General features: G+C 74.4%; 16 protein-coding genes. 8 read left to right on the top strand and 8 right to left on the bottom strand.

The window, feature by feature from the left end; translation table 11 throughout:
• Positions 1-235: 235 nt before the first annotated feature.
• Entirely contained in the window at positions 236-1,813 is a 1,578-nt protein-coding gene (locus ACIP5M_RS11135) for a hypothetical protein (protein WP_401194862.1), read from the bottom strand.
• Positions 1,810-2,727: a LysR family transcriptional regulator gene (locus tag ACIP5M_RS11130; protein WP_401194859.1), complete on the bottom strand. Its 918-nt coding sequence runs from the start codon at positions 2,725-2,727 to the stop codon at positions 1,810-1,812. Before ACIP5M_RS11130 ends, ACIP5M_RS11135 begins: the two co-directional genes overlap by 4 nt.
• A gap of 71 nt (positions 2,728-2,798) precedes the next feature.
• Here ACIP5M_RS11130 and ACIP5M_RS11125 point away from each other — a divergent pair, with 71 nt between their 5' ends.
• Together ACIP5M_RS11125 and ACIP5M_RS11120 are read left to right on the top strand one after the other, a co-directional pair.
• The gene (locus tag ACIP5M_RS11125) at positions 2,799-3,809 is read left to right on the top strand and encodes an NAD-dependent epimerase/dehydratase family protein (RefSeq protein ID WP_401194856.1); all 1,011 of its coding nucleotides are present in this window, start codon (positions 2,799-2,801) and stop codon (positions 3,807-3,809) included.
• Positions 3,810-3,821: 12 nt separating this feature from the next.
• Entirely contained in the window at positions 3,822-4,898 is a 1,077-nt protein-coding gene (locus ACIP5M_RS11120) for a DUF2330 domain-containing protein (RefSeq protein WP_401194853.1), read from the top strand.
• On the opposite strand, the gene ACIP5M_RS11115 is transcribed toward ACIP5M_RS11120, so the two are convergent.
• The 3 genes from ACIP5M_RS11115 to ACIP5M_RS11105 all read right to left on the bottom strand — a co-directional run bounded on the left by ACIP5M_RS11115 (position 4,895) and on the right by ACIP5M_RS11105 (position 8,887).
• Complete coding sequence (locus ACIP5M_RS11115; protein ID WP_401194851.1) at positions 4,895-6,496, bottom strand: carboxylesterase/lipase family protein; 1,602 nt, start codon at positions 6,494-6,496, stop codon at positions 4,895-4,897. The genes ACIP5M_RS11120 and ACIP5M_RS11115 overlap by 4 nt on opposite strands.
• Positions 6,497-6,595: 99 nt before the next feature.
• The gene (surE, locus tag ACIP5M_RS11110; protein WP_401194849.1) at positions 6,596-7,519 is read right to left on the bottom strand and encodes a 5'/3'-nucleotidase SurE; all 924 of its coding nucleotides are present in this window, start codon (positions 7,517-7,519) and stop codon (positions 6,596-6,598) included.
• A gap of 108 nt (positions 7,520-7,627) precedes the next feature.
• Positions 7,628-8,887: an MFS transporter gene (locus tag ACIP5M_RS11105; protein WP_401194846.1), complete on the bottom strand. Its 1,260-nt coding sequence runs from the start codon at positions 8,885-8,887 to the stop codon at positions 7,628-7,630.
• A 1,554-nt stretch (positions 8,888-10,441) separates the two neighbouring features.
• Here ACIP5M_RS11105 and ACIP5M_RS11100 point away from each other — a divergent pair.
• From ACIP5M_RS11100 to ACIP5M_RS11090, 3 genes are all read left to right on the top strand, one after another.
• Positions 10,442-11,134 carry a phosphatase PAP2 family protein gene (locus ACIP5M_RS11100; protein WP_401194843.1) on the top strand — a complete coding sequence of 231 codons (693 nt, stop codon included), beginning with the start codon at positions 10,442-10,444 and terminating at the stop codon, positions 11,132-11,134.
• Between the two features lie 92 nt (positions 11,135-11,226).
• Positions 11,227-12,816, top strand: coding sequence for a carboxylesterase/lipase family protein (locus tag ACIP5M_RS11095; protein ID WP_401194840.1), 1,590 nt, complete (start codon positions 11,227-11,229; stop codon positions 12,814-12,816).
• 123 nt (positions 12,817-12,939) lie between these two features.
• Complete coding sequence (locus ACIP5M_RS11090; protein ID WP_401194837.1) at positions 12,940-13,947, top strand: LacI family DNA-binding transcriptional regulator; 1,008 nt, start codon at positions 12,940-12,942, stop codon at positions 13,945-13,947.
• Positions 13,948-13,998: 51 nt separating this feature from the next.
• Here ACIP5M_RS11090 and ACIP5M_RS11085 read toward each other — a convergent pair whose 3' ends face one another.
• Positions 13,999-14,790 carry a phosphatase PAP2 family protein gene (locus ACIP5M_RS11085; RefSeq protein ID WP_401194835.1) on the bottom strand — a complete coding sequence of 264 codons (792 nt, stop codon included), beginning with the start codon at positions 14,788-14,790 and terminating at the stop codon, positions 13,999-14,001.
• A gap of 146 nt (positions 14,791-14,936) precedes the next feature.
• Positions 14,937-15,890, bottom strand: a complete 954-nt coding sequence (locus tag ACIP5M_RS11080; RefSeq protein WP_401194833.1) for an alpha/beta hydrolase fold domain-containing protein — start codon at positions 15,888-15,890, stop codon at positions 14,937-14,939.
• Between the two features lie 255 nt (positions 15,891-16,145).
• Here ACIP5M_RS11080 and ACIP5M_RS11075 point away from each other — a divergent pair, with 255 nt between their 5' ends.
• Positions 16,146-16,682, top strand: coding sequence for an ATP-binding protein (locus ACIP5M_RS11075; RefSeq protein WP_401194830.1), 537 nt, complete (start codon positions 16,146-16,148; stop codon positions 16,680-16,682).
• Positions 16,683-16,731: 49 nt separating this feature from the next.
• Complete coding sequence (locus ACIP5M_RS11070; RefSeq protein ID WP_401194828.1) at positions 16,732-18,375, top strand: AMP-binding protein; 1,644 nt, start codon at positions 16,732-16,734, stop codon at positions 18,373-18,375.
• A 12-nt stretch (positions 18,376-18,387) separates the two neighbouring features.
• Here ACIP5M_RS11070 and ACIP5M_RS11065 read toward each other — a convergent pair whose 3' ends face one another.
• Positions 18,388-18,705, bottom strand: coding sequence for an ArsR/SmtB family transcription factor (locus ACIP5M_RS11065; protein WP_401194825.1), 318 nt, complete (start codon positions 18,703-18,705; stop codon positions 18,388-18,390).
• 97 nt (positions 18,706-18,802) lie between these two features.
• On the opposite strand from ACIP5M_RS11065, the gene ACIP5M_RS11060 reads away from it, so the two are divergent.
• On the top strand, positions 18,803-19,123 hold the full coding sequence (locus tag ACIP5M_RS11060; RefSeq protein WP_401194823.1) for a putative quinol monooxygenase: 321 nt from the start codon (positions 18,803-18,805) through the stop codon (positions 19,121-19,123).
• The last annotated feature ends 4 nt before the right edge of the window (positions 19,124-19,127 follow it).

Below are 19,127 nucleotides of genomic sequence, written 5' to 3'. Positions count from 1 at the left end.
GGACGGGCCGGTCACGGCTACTCGGTGTGCAGCACCGGGCCGATCGTCATCCGCGCCGCCGAGCGGGCCGGCAGCAGGGCGCCGAGGACGGCGATCGCGACCTGATGGGACACGGCCCATCCAACGCCGAGCCGGGGGGGGAGCTGACCCTCAGAAAGGCCACCGTCACGACCCGTGTGGCCCGGATCTTCGCGACGTTGTCGCTCCGCGACCGCGCCCGGGCCGTGGTCCTCGCCTACGAGACGGGCCCGGTGACCCCCGGCTCGGTGGAGGCAGTCAGCAGCCGCGCCATGGTGGCCGCCGGGAGCGCGGGGTTGGCGGCCGCGGCCTCGGCCACCGCCTCGTCGGCACCGTCCAGCAGCTCCACGAGGAGCGCGGGCGGCAGCGCCGGGTGGGCGGCTGCCAGCGGGCCCGCCTTCGGATCGGCCAGGCAGGGCCGCAGCGCCTCCGCGGTGGCGTTCGGATGGGAGGCGATCGCCTTCAGCGCCTTGCGTACGGGCGGCTCCAGACGGGCGAGCTCCGCCAGCAGGTCCGCCGGAGCGCCCGGGTTGGCGGCGACCCGGGCGCAGACGCGGCTCCCGTGGACCGCAACCATGGAGCGCAGCTGCTCCTCCGAGAGCCCGGGGTGCGGGGAGACCGCGGCGACCACCGCGGCGTCCGGATCGGCGGCCAGCGCGTCGCGCACGGCCGCCGGCAGATCGTGCCGGTGCGCCACGAGCATCCGTACGCGTGCGTGCGGTGAGGCGGCGAGCTCGGCGAGCTCGGCGGGGGAGGCCCCGGCGATCCGGGGCAGCAGCACCGGACCGATGCGGGTGGTGTGGGCCAGTGCGGTCAACAGGTCCAGCGGCAGGCCGGGATGGCGGGCGAGGGCGCGGCGGACCTCCGGCGAAGTGTCGGCGCCGAGCGCGCGGAGGGTGTCCTCACCCGCCGCGGGATTCCCGGCCACCGCCTCCCGGACGCCCGGCACCGGGTCTTGCGCGAGCCGGGCGTACACCTCCTGCGGCAGGTCGGTCCGTTCGGCCGGCGCCCATCGGTGCAGCATGGAGGGATGGCCGGCGAGGGAGGCCGCGGCGGCGGCCGGCGTCGCCGGGTTGCGCGCCGCCCGCTCGCGGGTCTCCTCCACGGTGGAGCCGTGCCTGCCGTCGCACTCCGCGCCGGCCCGCAGCTCACACTCCGGGTCCGGGCAGTACGGATGGTGGGTGAAGGGGATGTCCTTGGTGTCGCAGACCAGGCAGGAGGACGCCGGGGCGAGGCCCTCGCCGGTGATCAGGGCGGCCAGCAGGGCGGGGCTCACCGCCTCGTTGAGGGCGGCCGCGTAGCGGACCTCCGCGTGCGGATGGCGGGCCAGGCCGTCCGCGACCTCCCCCGGCGCCCAGAGGGCGAACTCCGCCACCACACCCGTGTCCGGGTCGGCGGCGAGCCTCTCGGCGACGTCGGACGGCAGGCCGGGGCAGGAGGCCAGCCGCCACCGGACGCGGGGATCGGGATGCGCGGCGAGGAGGCGGGCCCACCCGGGCCGGTCGGCGCCCGCGTCGAGCAGCGCGACCGCGGTCACGGGCCATGCTCCGGGGTCGATGTCGTCGGGGTCGAGCTGTCCCCCGTACGCCAGTTGGACCGCCGTACCCAGATCCCGGTCGGCGAGCGCCCGCGCCCGGACGGGCCCGAGGTCGGAGCGGCCGGTCAGGGAGAGCAGCAGCAACTTCGTGGCGTCGTCGTCCTCGGGTCCCGCGGCCGCCACCAGATCCAGCAGCTGGTCGAGCAGTTCGGGGGGCAGGGCCGGATTGGCCGCGAGTCCGGTCAGGAGGTGGTTCACGGGCGGTCTCCGTCGGCCGCCGGGGCGGCGGCTGCGGTCAGGGCCCCGGTCAGGGCGTCGGCGTACGGGTGGGGGCGGCGCCTGCGCGGGGTCAGGACCCCGATGTGCCGTGCGGGGCGGGGCGGTTCGACGCGGACCACCGCCAGCCCGGGCGCCGGGGCCAGCGACACGTGCGGCACCAGGGAGACCCCGACCCCGGCGGCGACCAGCGTCTGGGCGAAGAAGTAGTCGGTGGTCGACGCCCCGACCCGGAGGTCGAAGCCGGCCAGGTCCGCGTAACGGCGCAGGAACGCCTCCGTCTTGAGGCAGCCGAGCACCCAGCGGTCGCCGCCGAGCTCGGCCGGACTCAGTGACGCCCGGCCCGCGAGCCGGTGGCCGCGCGGCAGCACGAGCCACAGCGGATCCTCCATCAGCGGCACCCAGTCGAGCCCAGCCCGCCCGCCCGCGCCCACTGGCGGCGGCCCGTCGAAGTGGTAGGTCAGGGCGAGGTCGGCCGAGCCCCCGCGGACCATCGGCACGGCGGCCTCCGGCTCGCTCTCCAGCACCGTCAGCTCCACCTCGGGGTGCTCGGCCACGAACCGGGACAGCGCCTCGGGCAGCAGGTGCCGGCCCCCGCTGGTGAAGGTGGCGACCGTCAGGCGCGGCCGCGGCGCGGTGAGCCGGCCGATCTCGTGGCGGACCTGGTCCAGTTGGGCGGATATCGTCTCGGCCGCCTCCACCAGCAGCCGCCCCGGCTCGGTCAGCGTGATCCCGCGCGTGCTGCGCACCGCCACCGGATGGCCGAGCGTGCGCTCCAGCGAGGCGATGTGCTGGGAGACGGCCGAGGGCGACAGGAGCAGGGCTCCGGCCGCCTTGTTGAAGCTGCCGTGCTCGGCCACGGCCCGCAGGATGCGCAGCCGCTGCACGTCGATCATCGGTTTTCCTTCATACGAGTTCAGCAGATCGTCAGTTCTGCCGGGGACCCTACAGCGGCAGAGTCGGACGCATGCGAAACATTCTTGTCATCGGCGGGAGCCGCTACTTCGGAAAGAGCCTGGTCACCCGGGCCCGTGACGCAGGTGACTCCGTCACCGTCCTCAACCGGGGCACCACCGCCCCGCCCGCCGGTGTGGAACACCTCCTCGCCGACCGCGACGACGAGGACCGGCTGCGGGCCGCGCTGGGCCCGCGCACCTTCGACGCCGTCATCGACCAGGTCTGCTACACCCCCGACCAGGCGGCCGTCGCCCGGCGCGTCTTCGCCGGGCGGACCGGGCGTTACGTCATGACCTCGACGATGGAGGTGTACGACCCGGCCACCCTCCCCGGCCCGGCGGATCCCGGACGGCGGGAGCCCGTCGCCGAGGACTCCCTCGACCCCGTGGCGCTCGCGCACAGCCGCCGACTGCCGTGGCACGACCGGGCGGAGGTGGAGCGGCTGCTCGGCCCCGCGCGGGCCTATGCGGAGGGGAAGCGGCGGGCCGAGGCCGTCTTCCTGCACGAGCCCGCCTTCCCGTACGTCTCCGTACGGACCGCGCACGTCCTCGGTGGCGGCGAGGAGGACTTCACCGGGCGGCTGGCGCACTACATCGGCCGGATCGCCGACGGGATCCCGGTGGACGTCCACAAAGCCCCGTACGCCACCTCGTTCATCCACCACGAGGAGATCGCGGAGCTCCTCCACTGGGCGGCGGGCCAGAGCTTCACCGGACCGCTCAACGCGGCCTCGCACGGAGCGCTGGACGTGACCGCGCTCTGCGAGGCGGTCGGCGAACGGCTCGGGCGCCGGCCGGAGTTCCGGGTCGTCGGAAAGGGGGCCGCCGCCTCGCCCTTCTCCTTCGACCGCGGCTACGCCCTGGACAACGGGCGGGCCGCGGCACGGGGGTTCGTCTTCGACCGGGTCGCCGACTGGCTGCCCGGGGAGATCACGCGGACGGCACGCGGCCTGGGCCTTCCCCGGCGGGTGCAGCCGAGCCCGGGACTCGCGCGGAACCGGATCTCCCGGGCGGTCGTCTGAGACCCCGTGTGGATGAAACGAAGAATCGCCGTGCTGCTGTTCGCCCTGCTCACCACCCAGGTGGGCGCGTTGGTCAACCCTGCCTACGCGTGCGGCTGCGGGGCAATGGTGCCCGACGGGCAGTCCCGGATCGGCGTCGACCGGGAGACCTCCGTCGTGCGCTGGGACGGCCGTACGGAACAGATCGTCATGCGGTTCAGGGTCGGCGGGGACGCCCACCGGGCCGCCTGGATCATGCCCGTGCCCGGGCGGGCCACCGTGGAGCTCGGCGATGCCGGCATCTTCGGGGAACTCGCCTGGCTGACCCGGCCCGAGCACAGGACGCGCAGCCACTTCTGGCCGCGCGGCGGCGACTGGCCCTTCTCCTCCGGCACCGGCGACGGCGCCGGCGCCGCCTTGCCGGGCAGCGCCGGCGCGGGCGTCGGAGTCGTCGGCCGCGAACAGCTCGGCGACTTCGACGTCGCACGCCTGACCGCCACCGACCCCGACGCCCTGAAGAACTGGCTCGAGTCCAACGGCTTCAAGCTGCCCGACCGGCTCGCCGCCGAGCTCAAGCCGTACGTCGACCAGAAGTGGGAGTACGTGGCCGTACGGCTGGCCCCGCGGCAGCAGGGCCAGGTCCTCGGGGGCAACCTGGACCCGTTGAAGATCCGCTTCGAGAGCCCGCGGCTGGTCTACCCGATGCGGCTCTCCCGGATGGCGCGCACCCCGCAGTCCCTCGGCCTGTACGTGCTGGCCGACCACCGCATGGAACCCGGCTCCACGATCGGCGGATCCGCCCCGAAGGTGACCTTCGCCGGCAACGTGACTCCGAAGAGCGGACCGCTCGGCGAACTCGCGGGCGGCAAGCAGGTGTTCCTGACCGCGATCGACCAGGAGTTCCCGGAACCGGGCCGCATCGACGCCGACCACGAACTGCTCGCCGCGCCCGCCGACACCCCCTACCGCCGGGCCGTCTACCACGACAAGCTCCTCACCGTGGGCGACGGCATCCCGGTGTGGCTCCTGATGGTGTCCGCCGCCCTCGTCGCCCTGGCGGCATCGGCCTTCGCGGCAACCCGCCGCCGACGCCGCCGGATCCCGGCCTAGGTGGACTGCCCCGGGACCGACCGCCAGAACGCGCACTGGTGGTCCTCCCCGAAGGACGTGCTCGGCCGCGTCGCCAGGGGGTTGAGGGTGAGGACGGTTCCGGTGCCGATGCCCGTCCGGGGCCAGGCGGGCTGGTCCGGCACGGCGGGGGCGCCGGTACGGGCGAAGGCGCCCCAGTACCGCTTCATCCGGCCGGCCAGCGCGACCTGGACCGGGGTCAGCGGCCGCTCGCCCAGGGTGAAGTCGTGCAGGTACGCCAGCTCCGCGCTGTGCGCGTTCGACTCGTCGAGGCCCGGCACCTGCGCACCCGCCAGCGTCGGCGAATCCGGATCGTCGAACTCATAGGCGTACGTGGGCACTTGCGCGGCGAAGAGCTGCGCCGTCCATGCGGTGTGGCAGGCGAAGGTCGCATCGGTCATGATGGCCGACAGCGCCAGATACGGCGAGCCGTGCGCGGCGACCGGATAGCGGGCGAGCACCTCGGCGCCCGCGTCCCCGTACTGCGCCATGACCTGGGCCGCGTACTGCTCCGCCGTCAGGTGCGGCCGGCTCAGGGCGACGAAGAACCGGGACTCGGAGCGGGTGCTCCCGATCAGGACCGGCACCTTGTTCCACGCCCCGCTCCCGATGGCCCGCGCGGGGTCCACCGGCAGCAGCCCGTCACCGGACGCCGGACCCGAAGTGGGCAGCGTACGGGCGGCGTCGACGAGAGCCGGTCCCGGGACGGCGCGCAGGCATGCGGCGACACCGTCCGGACCGGCGCACCCCGCCTGCGCGGCGAAGGCCCGCGCCTCGGCTTCGGACCGCGCGCGGTCGGGCGTACGGATCAGCGTGCACGGGCCGCTCTGCAGCACGGCCCGGTGGAACAGACCGGCGGCCGACGGGGCCGCCAGCAGCGCGCAGACGGAAGCACTGCCCGCGGACTGGCCGGAGACCGTGACGCTGCCCGGATCGCCGCCGAACGCTCCGATGTTCTCCCGCGTCCAGCGCAGGGCCGCGACCTGGTCCATCAGGCCGAAGGAGCCGGAGCGCTGCCCGTTCTCCCCGGCCAGTTCGGGAAGACCGAGGTAACCGAGTTGTCCGAGGCGGTAGTTGATGCTGACCACGACCGTCTGGGTGAGGTCGGCCATGGTGCGTCCGCCGAACTGCGTACCCGTCCCCATGGCGTACGCGCCCCCGTGCATCCAGACGATCACGGGCAGCCGGGATCCGGGGCGGGCCGTCCGCGGCCGGTAGACGTCCAGGTACAGGCAATCCTCGCTGACGGCCTGCGGATCACTCAGCCCGAACGGCGCGAACTGCAGACAGGCCGGGGCCTGCCGGACGGCGTCCCGCACCCCGGCCCACCGGGGCGGCGGCTGCGGAGGCCGCAGCCGGGCCGCCCCGACCGGGGGAGCGGCGTACGGGACACCGAGGAACTCCTGCGCCCCGTCGTGCACCTGCCCGCGTACGACGCCCTGCGCGAGGGCGGCGACCGGGCGCGGTGTTCCGTCCGCTGCCGCCGCGGGCGGTCCCGAGGCGACGAGCAGGGCTGCCAGCGCAAGTGCCGTACCGATCAGGGGTCTTGCCGAAGCCGGCCGCTTTCCGGGCCACTTCATGGGTCCTCCTGGGTGTGGGTGACCGAGGGCCGGGGCGGGGGGCCGGCGTCCGTGGTGCTCCGGCCCCGTCCCGGCCACCGGCCGTCCGGTGGGGTGGTTTTACGGGCGCAGTCCCGCGAGCAGGGCGGTGGTCAGGGCCTGGTCGGCCGGGCCGGTGTTCCAGTCCGCGTTCATCGGGCTGACGGCGATCCGGCCGGCGCTCACGGCCTCGATGTCACCGCCCCTGGCCGCTGGCCGCAGCGCGACCTTCACGGACACCTTCCACGTGCCGTCGCCGGAGTCGGTGAAGTCGGGCTGGAGGAAGTTCTGCGGATCCTGGAAGGTGGCGGACACACCCGCGGCCGTGCCCTTGCCGTCCGCGCCGACCACGGGGTGGTTGACGTTGAGGCCGACACCGTGGGGCAGCAGCGGGCCGGACCGTGCGCGCTCCCGCAGCCGGTCGATCAGACGGACGGCGAAGTCGACCGTCGGATCCATCGCGTTGACGGTGGTGACCGGGTCGGGGGCGCTCACGCCTCCGGTGCTCAGTGCGATGGCCGGAACACCCGACTCCAGCGCGGCGACGGCGCCGCCGACCGTACCGGAGTGGGTGGCGAGCCCGGCGACGTTCGGGCCGAAGTTCGTGCCGGAGACCACCAGGTCGGGGGCCTTGCCGGCGAAGACCTCGGCCAGGCCGAAGGCGACGGAGTCACCCGGGGTGCCGTCCACTGCCCAGACCTTCGGCTCGGGGTGCTTCACCGTGACGGAGGGCGCGCTCATCATCTTCGTACCGGTGCCGCTCTGGTTGGTGAGCGGGGCGACGATCGTGACGTCGTGCCCGGCCGCCGTCAGCCGGTCGAAGGCCTTCCGGATGCCCGGCGCGTTGTAGCCGTCGTCGTTGGTGAGCAGGATCCGCAGCGGCCCGGCGGGCGCGGTCTGCGGCGTGGCCGCGGTCTGCGGCGTGGCCGCGGCCGGTGCCGTGCCGGCCAGGGCGGGCGTGCACAGCATCAGGGCGGCCAAGGGCAGGACTCGCTTGCGTTGCACAGAGTGCTCCTTCGGAGGGGCGGAGAGGGGTGCGGAGGGGCGGGGAGGGTGTGGCAGGAGGTGACCGGCGGGCGCGCGACCCTCGGCGCGCGCCCGCCGGAATCCGGCTCAGCGCACGCTGCGGATCGGGAGGATGGCGAGCGCGCCGATGAGGGAGAGGGCACCGCCGACGAGGAACAGCGGGGTGTAGCCGCCCAGGGTGGTGACGACGGCCGACGCGACGAAGGGGGCGATGACCTGCGGCCCGGCGTTGGCGATGTTGAGGACGCCCATGTCGCGGGCAGCGTCCTCGGCCCGGGGGAGGACGAGGGTGACGAGCGCGGTGTCGACGGCCATGAAGCAGCCGAAGGCGAGGCCGTTGAGCGCGCTGAAGACGAGCATGCCGGTCCAGGTCGGGCTGATGACCGGGACCACCATGACGAGACCGGCGAGGGCGGCCGATACGCCGACGAACACCTTGCGGCGGTTCCACCGGTCGGACAGCAGGCCGCCGAGCAGGGTGGACACGGCCATCGCGACCATGGAAACGGGGGTGAGCACGGCCATCGCGGCGGGCGGGGTCAGTCCGGCGGGCAGGGAGACGTGGTCGTCGAGGATGTAGAGCTGGTAGCCGACGACGGAGAAGTAGCCGAGGACCATCAGGGCCCGGCCGATGAACGCCCACCGGAAGTCGTGGTGCGACAACGCGGAGAGGAAGGCGGCCAGTTGTCTCCCCTTGACCCGCTCGGACGGGGCGTCCTCGGGGGTGGGCCCGGTGCGCGGGACGTCCCTGCAGAAGGTGGTGAGCAGCAGCGCGGCCAGGGCGATGACGGCGCCGAAGACGAGGTAGCCCGAGCGCAGGTGTTCCGAGGTCCGGGAGGCGATGAGCACGCCGGCCGTACCGCCGATGGGCAGGCCGAGCCCCACGAGGGCGGACGCGGTGCCGCGGCGGGCGGCGGGGATGCGGTCGGGCACGATGGCGGTGACGGCCGCCTGGTAGATGTTCATCGTCGCCTGGACCAGGCACCAGCCGATGCCGACGAGGAGCGCGGTGCCGACGCTCCCGAGGAAGGCCAGGCCGGCGAGCGAGCCGATGGCTCCGCCGAGGATCCAGGGGCTGCGGCGCCCACTGCGGTCGGAGAGGGCGCCGGCGACCGGGTTGAAGGCGGTCGCGAAGACCGCGCTGATTCCGCCGATCAGGCCGAGGACGGCGACTTTGCGGACGGGGTCGATCTGCGCGATCTGGAGCGGCAGCAGGACGGAGCCGACGCCCATGTACACGGCCATCATGGCGGAGTTCGCGAAGAGCAGCAGGGGCAGCAGCCCCCGCCGGTGCGGAGGTTCGGGAACCGCGGAAACGGGCGGACCGGCGGTTTCGGGCAGGGCCATGACGACTCCTCGGGGACCGAGCGGGAGGGGAGGGGCGAGGCGGGGGGCTCGCGGGGAGGTGCGGCGCCGGGCGGGCATGCGTCAGGTGCCGAGCCGCCGGGTTGTGGTTGTTACACGTGTCACCTTCGGCGCTGGACACTGTGTAGCACCCATTTCCGGGCATCGCTAGGGGCCGTGCACGGACGCTGCGCAGATCGTGACCGGCGCGTGCGAGTGGATGCGATGACGTGTAACCAGGGCACCCCGGCCACTGGACCGGCTCGGCGTGTCGAAAAACCGTCTTGCACTTGTGGCGGCCGTCACGCATCAGCCATACTCCGTGCCGCAGCGCGACCCACTGCCTCCGGGCCCCACCCGGCCCACCCTCGGCCCACGCCGGGGGCCTGGGAGGGTCGGTTCGGGGACCCGCACGAGCCCGCCCGGAAAGTCCGCGCCGACCCGGCGTGTCCGGGGCGGCGTGGCGGGCCGGTTCACCGGCGAGGTCCGGCCGGCCGGGCGAGGGGTCATGGTCGTGCCGCCGGCAAGGCAGCGGGAATGGGACGGCCAACTCAACCAACCGGCACCCTGGCCGGCTTACCCAACTCGGTTCATCCACTCCAGCCCAGCCCAGCCCAGCCCAGCCCAGCCCAGCCCAGCCCAGCCCAGCCCAGCCCAGTCCAGTCCACCCGCCCGTGCGACCCACGCGCAGACCATGCGCCCGCGCCCGAGCCCGAGCCGCCGGCCCCACCGGGCCAACCGGCAACCCAGCCCCATCCGGTCGCGGAGAACCGAAGCCCCCTGCCCGGCCGGTCCAACCTGTCAGCCGGGTCAGCCGGTCCAGGTGGCCCGGCCCGCCCGACCCCCCGAGTCGGCAGCCCCTTCTGGGCCCCCGGCCCGGGTGCCCGGCCCACCCGGGCCACCTGGGCCGGGCAATCCACGGGGGCCACCCGGCCCACCCGGGCCAGCCAGGCCCGCCGGCCCACCCGGGTCAGGCAGTCCACCCGTAACCACCGGCCCACCTCGGGCCGGGCAGTCCACGGAGGGCCACCCAGCCCACCTGGTCCGCCCGGACCAGCCACGCCCACCGGCCCACCTGGGCCAGGCAGTTCACCTGGGTCAGTCAGGCCCTTCGCGGCCACCGGCCCACCCGGCTCACCCCGGCCGGGCAGTCCACCGAGCCACCGGCCCACCCGGGCAATCCACGGGGGGCCACCCGGCCCACCCGGTCCGCCCGGGCAAGCCAGGCCCGCCAGCCCACCCGGGTCAGGCAGTCCACCCGTGGTCACCGGCCCACCTCGGCCGGGCGGTCGATGGAGGGCCACCCAGCCCACCTGGTCCGCCCGGACCGGCCACGCCCACCGGCCCACTTGGGCCAGGCAGTCCACCGGGGCCACCCGGCCCACCGGCCTCCCTGGGCCAGGCAGGCCACTCGGGGCCACCGGCCACCCGGGCCAGCCGGCGCTCCGGGCCACCCGGGCGACCCGGGGTCGGTCGGGTCGGGGCCCCGGGTCTTTCCTGCCGTTGTCCGAGTTCCTCCTGGCCCCGCCCCGGCGAGGCCCTCGTGAAAGGCACGCCATGCCGACCTACGGGCATCCCCTTCCGGCCGCTCCGCCGCGTCACGCGCTGGTCTGCGGGGTCGGTCTCCTCCTCGTATCGCTGCTCGTGGCGCTGTGGCTCCGGGTCTCTCCGCGGCCCGCCTTCCAGGGGCTCGACGACCGGTGGGCCGCCTCCGTGAACGGTTCTTCCGCCGGTGGCGCCCGCGGCGGCGGGGACGCCGGCTGGACCATCGTTCTGGACCGGCTCGGCGGACCGTTCGGGCTGGTGCTGCCGCTCGCGCTCGTCGGCTGCCTCTGCGTCTACGGGCGCTGGCGCTCCGCCCTCTTCGTCCTCGCCGCCGCCGTCGGCGCCAACGTCCTCGTGGTCCTGCCGCTCAAGCAGCTCGCCGACCGGCCGCGTCCGCCGCACCCGTCGGTCCTGGTCAACGATGGCTCGTACCCTTCCGGCCAGGTGTTCAGCGCGGTGATCCTCGTGTTGGTCGTCGCCGTCGTCGTGTTCCCCCCGCGTGCCCGCCGCTGGTGGTGGGCGGCCGGCGCCGCGTACGTCGTCGCGATGATGGGCAGCCGGACCTGGCTGCACGCCCAGTGGCTCAGCGACACCTTCGCCGGGGTTCTGCTCGGTGTCGGTACGGGCCTGGTGCTGTGGCGGGCCTTCGATCCGCTGCTCCGGACGGAGGCCGAGCGGATGGCCTCCGACAGTCTGTGGCTGTGACGCATGTCGAGCTAGATTGACGGTCGAGAAAATTTCGCAATATTCTTCGGTTTCGGCGCGCACCCCCGCGCGCAGCCAGGAAGGATCGGCTCATGGCTCACTCCGCTCACTCCGCTCACCCCGCAGGCGAGGACCGGATGGTGGTCGACCTGCCGGCGGGACGGCTCCGCGGTGCGATCGAAGGCGGTGTCACGGTCTTCCGCGCCGTGCCCTACGCCGCCCCGCCCGTCGGCGACCTGCGCTGGCGGCCCGCGCGGCCGCACCCCGGCTGGAGCGGCGTGCGCGACGCCACCGCCGACGGCCCCAGTGCCCCGCAGCTGTACCAGGAGGGCGGCGACCCCGTGCTCGGCGGGCACGGATCGCCCCCGTTCGACGAGGACTGCCTGACCCTCAACGTGTGGACCCCCGCCGCCGACGGAGCCCGCCGCCCCGTGCTCCTCTGGATCCACGGCGGCGGCTTCGTCTCCGGCTCCGGATCGCTCCCCGGCTACTCCGGCGAGACCTTCGCACGCGACGGCGACCTCGTCGTCGTGAGCATCAACTACCGCATCGGCCCCCTGGGTTACCTCTACCTCGGCCCGTACGACGGCAGCGGGGAATCCGGTCCGGCCGGCGCCAACCACTGGCTCAGCGACCAGCTCGCCGCCCTGCGCTGGGTACGCGAGAACATCGCCGCCCTCGGCGGCGACCCCGACCGCATCACCGTCGCCGGACAGTCCGGCGGCGCCGTGTCCACCGCCGCGCTCGCCGGGCACCCCGAGACCCGGGGGCTGATCCGGCGGGTGATCCTGCAGAGCCCGCCGTTCGGCCTGGACCTCCCCGACCCCGACGCGTACCTGGAGCGCACCGCCGCCTACCTGGAGCTGGCCGGCGTGAAAGACGCCGAAGGGCTGCGCTCCCTGCCCTGGCCCGCGCTGATCGGTGCGGGCGGCGGGCTCTTCGCGCGGACGATGCGCTGGGGCTACTGGCCCACGCCCTTCCTGCCCGTGATCGACGGCACGACCCTCTCCCGCCATCCGGCCCGGACCCTGCTGCACGGAGCGGCCGCCGACATCGACGTCATGATCGGCTGGACGCGCGAAGAGGCCAACTTCGGCTTCGCCCTCGACGAGGGCTACGCCGCCGCCACCCGCGAGCAGGTGACGAGCCGGATCGCGGAGACCTTCGGGGCCGAGGCCGCGCCCGCGGTCTACGCGGCGTACGCGTCAGCCCGCCCCGGGGCCCGGCCCGCCGACGTGCTGATGGACCTGATCACCGACGAGCTGTTCCGCGTCCCCTCCCTGCGGCTCGCCGAGGACCGGGCCGCGCTGGGCAGGCCCGTATGGGCCTACCAGTTCGACCTGCCCACGCCCGCGTACGAGGGCCGGCTCGGCGCCGCGCACTGTCTCGAACTTCCCTTCGTCTTCGATAACTTCGACCAGTGGTCCCACGCCCCCTTCCTCGCCGGGCTCGCCCCGGCCGTCCGCGACGGCCTCGCGCACTCCATGCACCGGGCCTGGATCGCCTTCGTCCGCACGGGTGACCCGAACCACCCGGACCTGCCGGACTGGCAGCCGTACGACACGCCCACGCGCACCACGATGCGCTTCGACTCGGTCGTCGCGCCCCTCGGCGACCTCGCCGGCACCTCCCGGCTCCTGCATGCCCCGACCGCACGTCTGCGCACCGCCCCGCTCGCCTGATCTAACTCGTGTAACCTGAAGGGAGGTGCGCGTCAGCCGGATGCGCGATGAGCCCCAGCGCCGTCAGCGCCAGCGCAGGCAAGCGGCAGCGCCGGTCGAGCAAGAGGAGCGTCGAGGGACGTCATGGCCAAAGACACGCACGTCCGCGCATCCATCACCAGCGCCGACGTGGCCCGCCTCGCAGGGGTCTCGCGCGCCACCGTCTCCTTCGTACTGAACGACACCCAGGGCCACCGGGTCAGCGAGACCACCCGCGCCCGGGTGCTGGACGCGGCCCAGCAGCTCGGCTACGTACCGCACGCCGCCGCCCGGTCCCTGCGCGCCGGCCGCAGCAACCTGGTGCTCATGCCCGCGTCGATCTCCGCCGTCGGCAGGCTCGTCAGCGACTGGATCGACGACCTGCACAGCGAGCTCGACCGCCGCGGCTACACGGCCGTGCTCCACGCGGGCCGCTTCGCCGACCCCGTGGACGCCGCCCGGGCCTGGGCCGAACTGCGCCCGGCGGCCGTCGTCGCCCTCGACGGAGACCGCTTCACCGCCGAGGCGGCCCGGCTGCTGGGCCGCGCCGGGGTCCGCGGCCTGCTCGCCTTCGCGGCACGCCCCGTCGAGGGCGTGTTCACCATCGGCTTCGACCATGCCCGGATCGGCGCCACCGCCGCCGAGCACCTCATCGCCCGCGGCCGGACCCGGATCGGCGTGGTCATGCCCACCGAGCGCGGCCTCGGCACACTCGCCCAGCCGCGCCTCGCGGGCGCCGAGTCGGTCGCAGCCCGCCACATGGCCACCGTCACCCCCGTGGAGCTGTCCTACACCCGGGAGTCCGCGACCGCCCTCGCCGGCCGGTGGCGCGGTCTCGGCCTGGACTCCGTATTCACGTACAACGACGAGTACGGCGCCCTGCTCCTGCACGCGCTCCGGGCCGAAGGCATCACCGTCCCGGACGAGGTGGCCCTCGTCGGCTCCGACGACCTCGTCCTCGCCGCCATCCAGCAGCCGGCGCTCACCACGGTCCGGCTGGACATGCCGACCGCCGCGCGGATCGCCGACGCCCTGCACGCGCTCGTCGAAACCGGCACGGCGCCGCCCGTACCGGCCATCGAGGCCGTGCTCGTCCAGCGCGACACGACCTGAGGGGCCGGGGGCGCAGTCGCTTCCCCCGGCCCCACGGCCGAACCGCGCCCGTCAGAGGGCGCGTTCCGGGGTGCCCGCGGCCGCCCCCCGGCGGTCGTGGGCGCGTACGTTTTCCCGGGCAAGCGCCGCCCGGCACAGCCACCACGCCAGCAGGCCCGTCCCGGCTCCGGCGGCGGCCCCGACCACGGTGTCGCTGAGCCAGTGCGCGTGCAGCCACGTACGGCTCCACATCATGGCCAGCGTGAAGGCGGTGCCCGCCCACCACCACGCGCGCCGCCGGGCGGCCGGGACCAGCAGGGCTCCGACGAGGACGACGAGCAGCGCCGCCGTGGCCGCGTGCCCGGACGGGAAGGAGCCGTGGTCGACGCGGACCAGGGGGTTCGCCGGGCGCGGCCGGTCCACCAGGTGCTTGAGCCCCTGGACGACGGCCAGGTTGCCGCCGACGTAGACGAGGAAGAAGAAGGCGGCGGACACCCGGCGCCCGCGCACGAGCAGCACGGTCAGTACGGCGAGCGGGACGACGACGCCGATCGGCCCGCCGAACCAGTTCAAGGCCGCGGCGAGGGCGGCGTACGGACCGTCGTGCGGGCCTCCCATCCAGGCCAGCCAGCGGTCGTCCAGGCGCTGGAACGGCGGATGGGCGACGTCCGAGCGGACGACGAGGGCCGACAGCGCGGCGGTTCCCAGGAGCAGGAGGGCCGAGGCGAGGACGAGGAAGCCCGGGCAGCGCGGGGCCTGGGCCCCGGCGTCACGGCGCCCGCGGGGTCGGCTGTCGGGTCGTTCGCCGGGCCGCCGGTCGGGCGCGTCGGGTCTGTGGGGCGGGGTGGTGGTGGCGTGGTTCATTGCTGCCTCTCGCGGCCGTGCGGGGTGCTGAGGGGACGCGGGGGCGGGGGCCCGGCGGGCGCCGCGCCCCCGCGCGGTGGAGCCAAGCGGTGGAGCCAAGCGATGGAGCCAAGCGGTGGAGCCAAGCGGTGGAACCCAGAGGGCGGTCAGACGCCCGCGTCGAGGTGCCCGGCCAGGAAGGCGACGCTCTCCGCGACGATCTCGGCGATGTCCGGCGAGCCGAGGAAGATGTGGTCCGCGCCGTCCACCGGCCGCAGGGTGACCTCGCCCCCGCCGCTCCGCAGGGCCGCGGCGAGCGCCTCGCTCTGGCTGTACGGGACCAGGCCGTCCCGGGTCCCGTGCACCAGCAGGAACGGCGGCAGGTGCGGGCCCCCGGCGTACGTCACCGGGCTGGCGGCCCGTGCGAGCGCCGGGCGTTCGGCTTCGGTGCCGCCGAGCAGGGAAGCGTACGGGTCGGGGAAGTCGACGCCCGAGGGCATCGGCGGCATCGGGTGGGCCGCCAGGGCCTCGAGGTCGGAGCAGCCGTACCAGTCGACGACGGCCCGGACGCCCGTCTCTCCGGTGCCGACGCCGGCCGTGCCTTCGAGCGCCGCGCCGTCCGGGGTGCCGGGCCCGACGAGGCCCGCGAGCGCGGCCAGGTGGCCGCCGGCCGACTCGCCCCAGACGCCGATCCGGTCAGGGTCGATGCCGAGGTCGTCGGCGAAGGCGCGGACGTAGCGGATCGCCGCCTTCACGTCGTGGAGCTGCGCGGGGAAGGGGGCTTCGAGGCTGTGCCGGTAGTCGACGGACACCAGCGCCAGGCCCGCCGCCAGCACCGCCCCGTGCAGCAGCGCGGCGGGCACGGTCGGCGGCGGGTAGCGGCGGTCGCCGTCCAGCCAGCCGCCGCCGTGTGTCCACACGACCGCCGGGAACGGCCCGTCGCCGGCGGGGACCTGTACGTCGAGCAGTCGGGGGCGGTAGCCGGGAGTCGTCGCGTACGTGACCCCGTCGAAGCGGCGGACGCCGTCCGGGCCGGTCACGGGCGCGACGGGGGAGTGGTACGGCGGGGGCGGCCAGGTCATGTCGGAGACGTCGAACACGGCGGGGGGCGATTGCGTCATTGCGGCCCTTCCAAATCGGCGCGGCCGGGGTTGGCCGACGGGTCCACGTGCGGCTCGAGTTTCGTGCGCTTTGTCCGAAATCCTTGCGTGGTCGCCCGGGTGGACTTACGGTGGTGAAACCACTTGTTACACGTGTTACCAAGACTCTAGCGACGCATTTCCGCCGACTACAAGCCCAGAGTCGGTCTGACTTCCGCTCCAGTTACACGAGCCACCTCAGCAGGGACGTCGGCCAATCCCCTCCGGGAGCACCCCATGCTCACCACCAACGGCACCCTCGCCGCCCCCGCCCTCGGCGGCAGCAGGAACTTCACCCACTGGGTCACCGATCCGGTCGCCGAGACCGTCCCCCAGGTCAGGGCCCGGGTGCGCGCCGCGCTCGAGGGCTGGCGCGTGTCCGCCGAGGAGGCGGACGTCCTGCTGCTGGCCGTGAGCGAACTCGTCGCGAACGTCGTCCGGCACGCGGGCGCCGGCCGGATGCGGGTGGCTCTGGCCTCCGGTGGCGGGTGGCTCCGGCTGGAGGTCGCCGACCAGGGCGCTGCCCTGCCCCGGCTGCCGGAACCTTCCGCGGTGGCCGACCCCGACCCCGACTCCGAATGCGGCCGCGGGCTGCTGCTCGTGCAGTTGCTGGCCGCCGGTCTCGGTGGTGAACTCGCCCTGGCCGTCGACCGGTTCGGCAAGGCCGTCCGCGTGCGCATCCCGGCCTCGCGCATCCCGGCCTCGAGCATCCCGGCCTCGAGCATCCCGCCCTCACCCGTACCGCCGCACGGCGCTGCTGCCGAAGCCCGCTGACCGAAGCCCGCTGACCGACGTCCGCTGACCGACCATCGAGGTCCGCCGCATGGAGCTCTCCCCTTCCGCGCACACCGACCCCTTCTGTCGGGATCGGCTGCCGCCGTCCGCCCAATGGCCCGAACTCCACTTCGACCTGCCCGAGTTGGGCTACCCGGACCGCCTCAACTGCGCCGGCCGGCTCCTCGACGACGCCGTCGAACGATGGGGCCCCGACCGCCCCTGCCTGCTCACCCCGGCCGGACGCTGGACCTACGGCGAGCTCCAGCTCAGGGCCAACCGGATCGCCCGCGTGCTCACCGAGGACCTGGGTCTCGAAACCGGCAACCGCGTCCTCCTGCGCGGCCCCAACAACCCGTGGCTGGTGGCGGCATGGTTCGGCGTCCTGAAGGCCGGCGCCGTCGCCGTCACCACCACGCCGATGCTGCGCGCCGCCGAACTGGCCGAACTCCACGGCATCAGTCGGCCCGCGGTCGCGATCTGCGACCACCGCCACACCGGGGAGCTCGAAGCGGCCCGCCTCCCCGGGCTGACCGTCCTCCCCTACGGCGGCCGGGACCCGGGGGACCTGACCGCGCGCTGCGCCGCCAAGGACGGCCGTTTCGACACCGTTGCCACGGCCGCCGACGACGTCGCCCTGATCGCCTTCACCTCCGGCACCACCGGGCGCCCCAAGGCCACCCTGCACTTCCACCGCGACGTACTCGCCATCGCCGACACCTTCTCCCGCCACGTCCTGCGGCCCCGCCCGGACGACGTCTTCGCCGGTACGCCCCCGCTCGCCTTCACCTTCGGACTCGGCGGACTCGTGGTCTTCCCGCTGTCCGTCGGAGCCGCGACCCTGCTGACCGAGCAGGCGGACCCCGAACGGCTGGCCGACCTCGTCGCCGACCACGGCGTGAGCGTGCTGTTCACCGCACCCACCGCCTACCGCGCGATCCTGGCGGCCGGGCGGGCCGGCCGTCTGGCGGGACTGCGCCGCTGCGTGTCCGCCGGCGAAGCCCTGCCCGCCGCCGTGTGGCACGCCTTCCGGGCCGCCACCGGTCTGCGCATCATCGACGGCCTCGGCGCCACCGAGATGCTGCACGTCTTCCTCTCGGCGGCCGACGACGACATCCGGCCGGGCTCCACCGGCCGCCCGGTGCCCGGCTACCGCGCCGCCGTGGTCGACGAGCACGGTCATCCCGTCCCCGACGGGCAGCCCGGCCTCCTCGCCGTCACCGGACCCACCGGCTGCCGCTACCTCGCGGACCCGCGCCAGGCCTCGTACGTGAGGAACGGCTGGAACATCACCGGCGACACCTGTGTCCGCGACGGGCAGGGCTACTTCCGGTACGTGGCGCGCGCCGACGACATGATCGTCTCCTCCGGCTACAACATCGCCGGCCCCGAGGTCGAGAGGGCCCTCGCAGCCCATCCGTACGTCGAGGAGTGCGGCGTCGTCGGGGCCCCGGACGAGCGCCGCGGCACGATCGTCAAGGCCTACGTCGTCCTGCGCGCCGGCGTCCCGGCCGGCGGGGCGACGGTCCGCGAGCTCCAGGCCCACGTCAAGCTGGCCCTCGCCCCGTACAAGTACCCGCGCGCCATCGAGTTCGTCCCGGAACTCCCGCGCACCGCCATCGGGAAGCTCCGGCGCGGCGAACTCCGCACCCGGGCCCGGAGCGCGACGGGGCCTGAGCCGGTGGGGTCGTGACCGGTTCCGGCGCTATTGCTCGGGCTCGGCCGCGACGAGGCCCAGCAGCCCCGGGAACCGACGCTCGATATCGGCTCGGCGCAGGCTGGCCATCCGGCTGTTGCCCCGGTCGACCTGCCGGATCAGTCCCGCCTCGCGCAGGGTGCGGAAGTGGTGCGTGAGGGTCGCCTTTGACACCGGCAGCCCGAACGAGCTGCAGGTCCGCGTCGTCCCCTCGGGCTCGAGCGCCAACGTGCGCACCACCCGGCGACGCAGTGGGTCCGCCAGTGCCGAGAGGACCGGGCCGAGCTCGATCTCCTCGACGGCCGGGTGGCCTTCACTATCGGGCATCCAACGGCTCCCTTCAGGTACGCCTTGCATCATACCTTCCCCCTTGTTAGCGTCCCGCAGGTACGAGATCGCTCATACCTATCGACGGGGGAACCTCATGACCCAGCCGCTCACGCTCTTCGGCATCGCCCGGCCCAAGCCCGAACGCGCCGCCGAGCTGAAGCAGCTCCTGCTCTCCTTCGTCGAGCCGACCCGCCAGGAGCCCGGTTGCCTGGAGTACCACTTCCACGAGGACCGCGACGAACCCGGCGTGTTCGTCTTCTACGAGGCGTGGCGCTCACAGGACGATCTCGACGCCCACCTGGCCCTTCCCCACCTGAGTGCCTTCTGGGAGCGCCGCATGGACTACCTGCAGTCCGACCTCGAGATCCGCTTCCTCACCATGCACAGCCCCTACCGGCCCGCCGTCCGCACCTGACCGC

It is taken from the genome of Streptomyces sp. NPDC088762, from assembly GCF_044750905.1.
Classification (GTDB): Bacteria; Actinomycetota; Actinomycetes; order Streptomycetales; family Streptomycetaceae; genus Streptomyces.
This window is presented reverse-complemented; position numbering and strand designations above follow the sequence as displayed.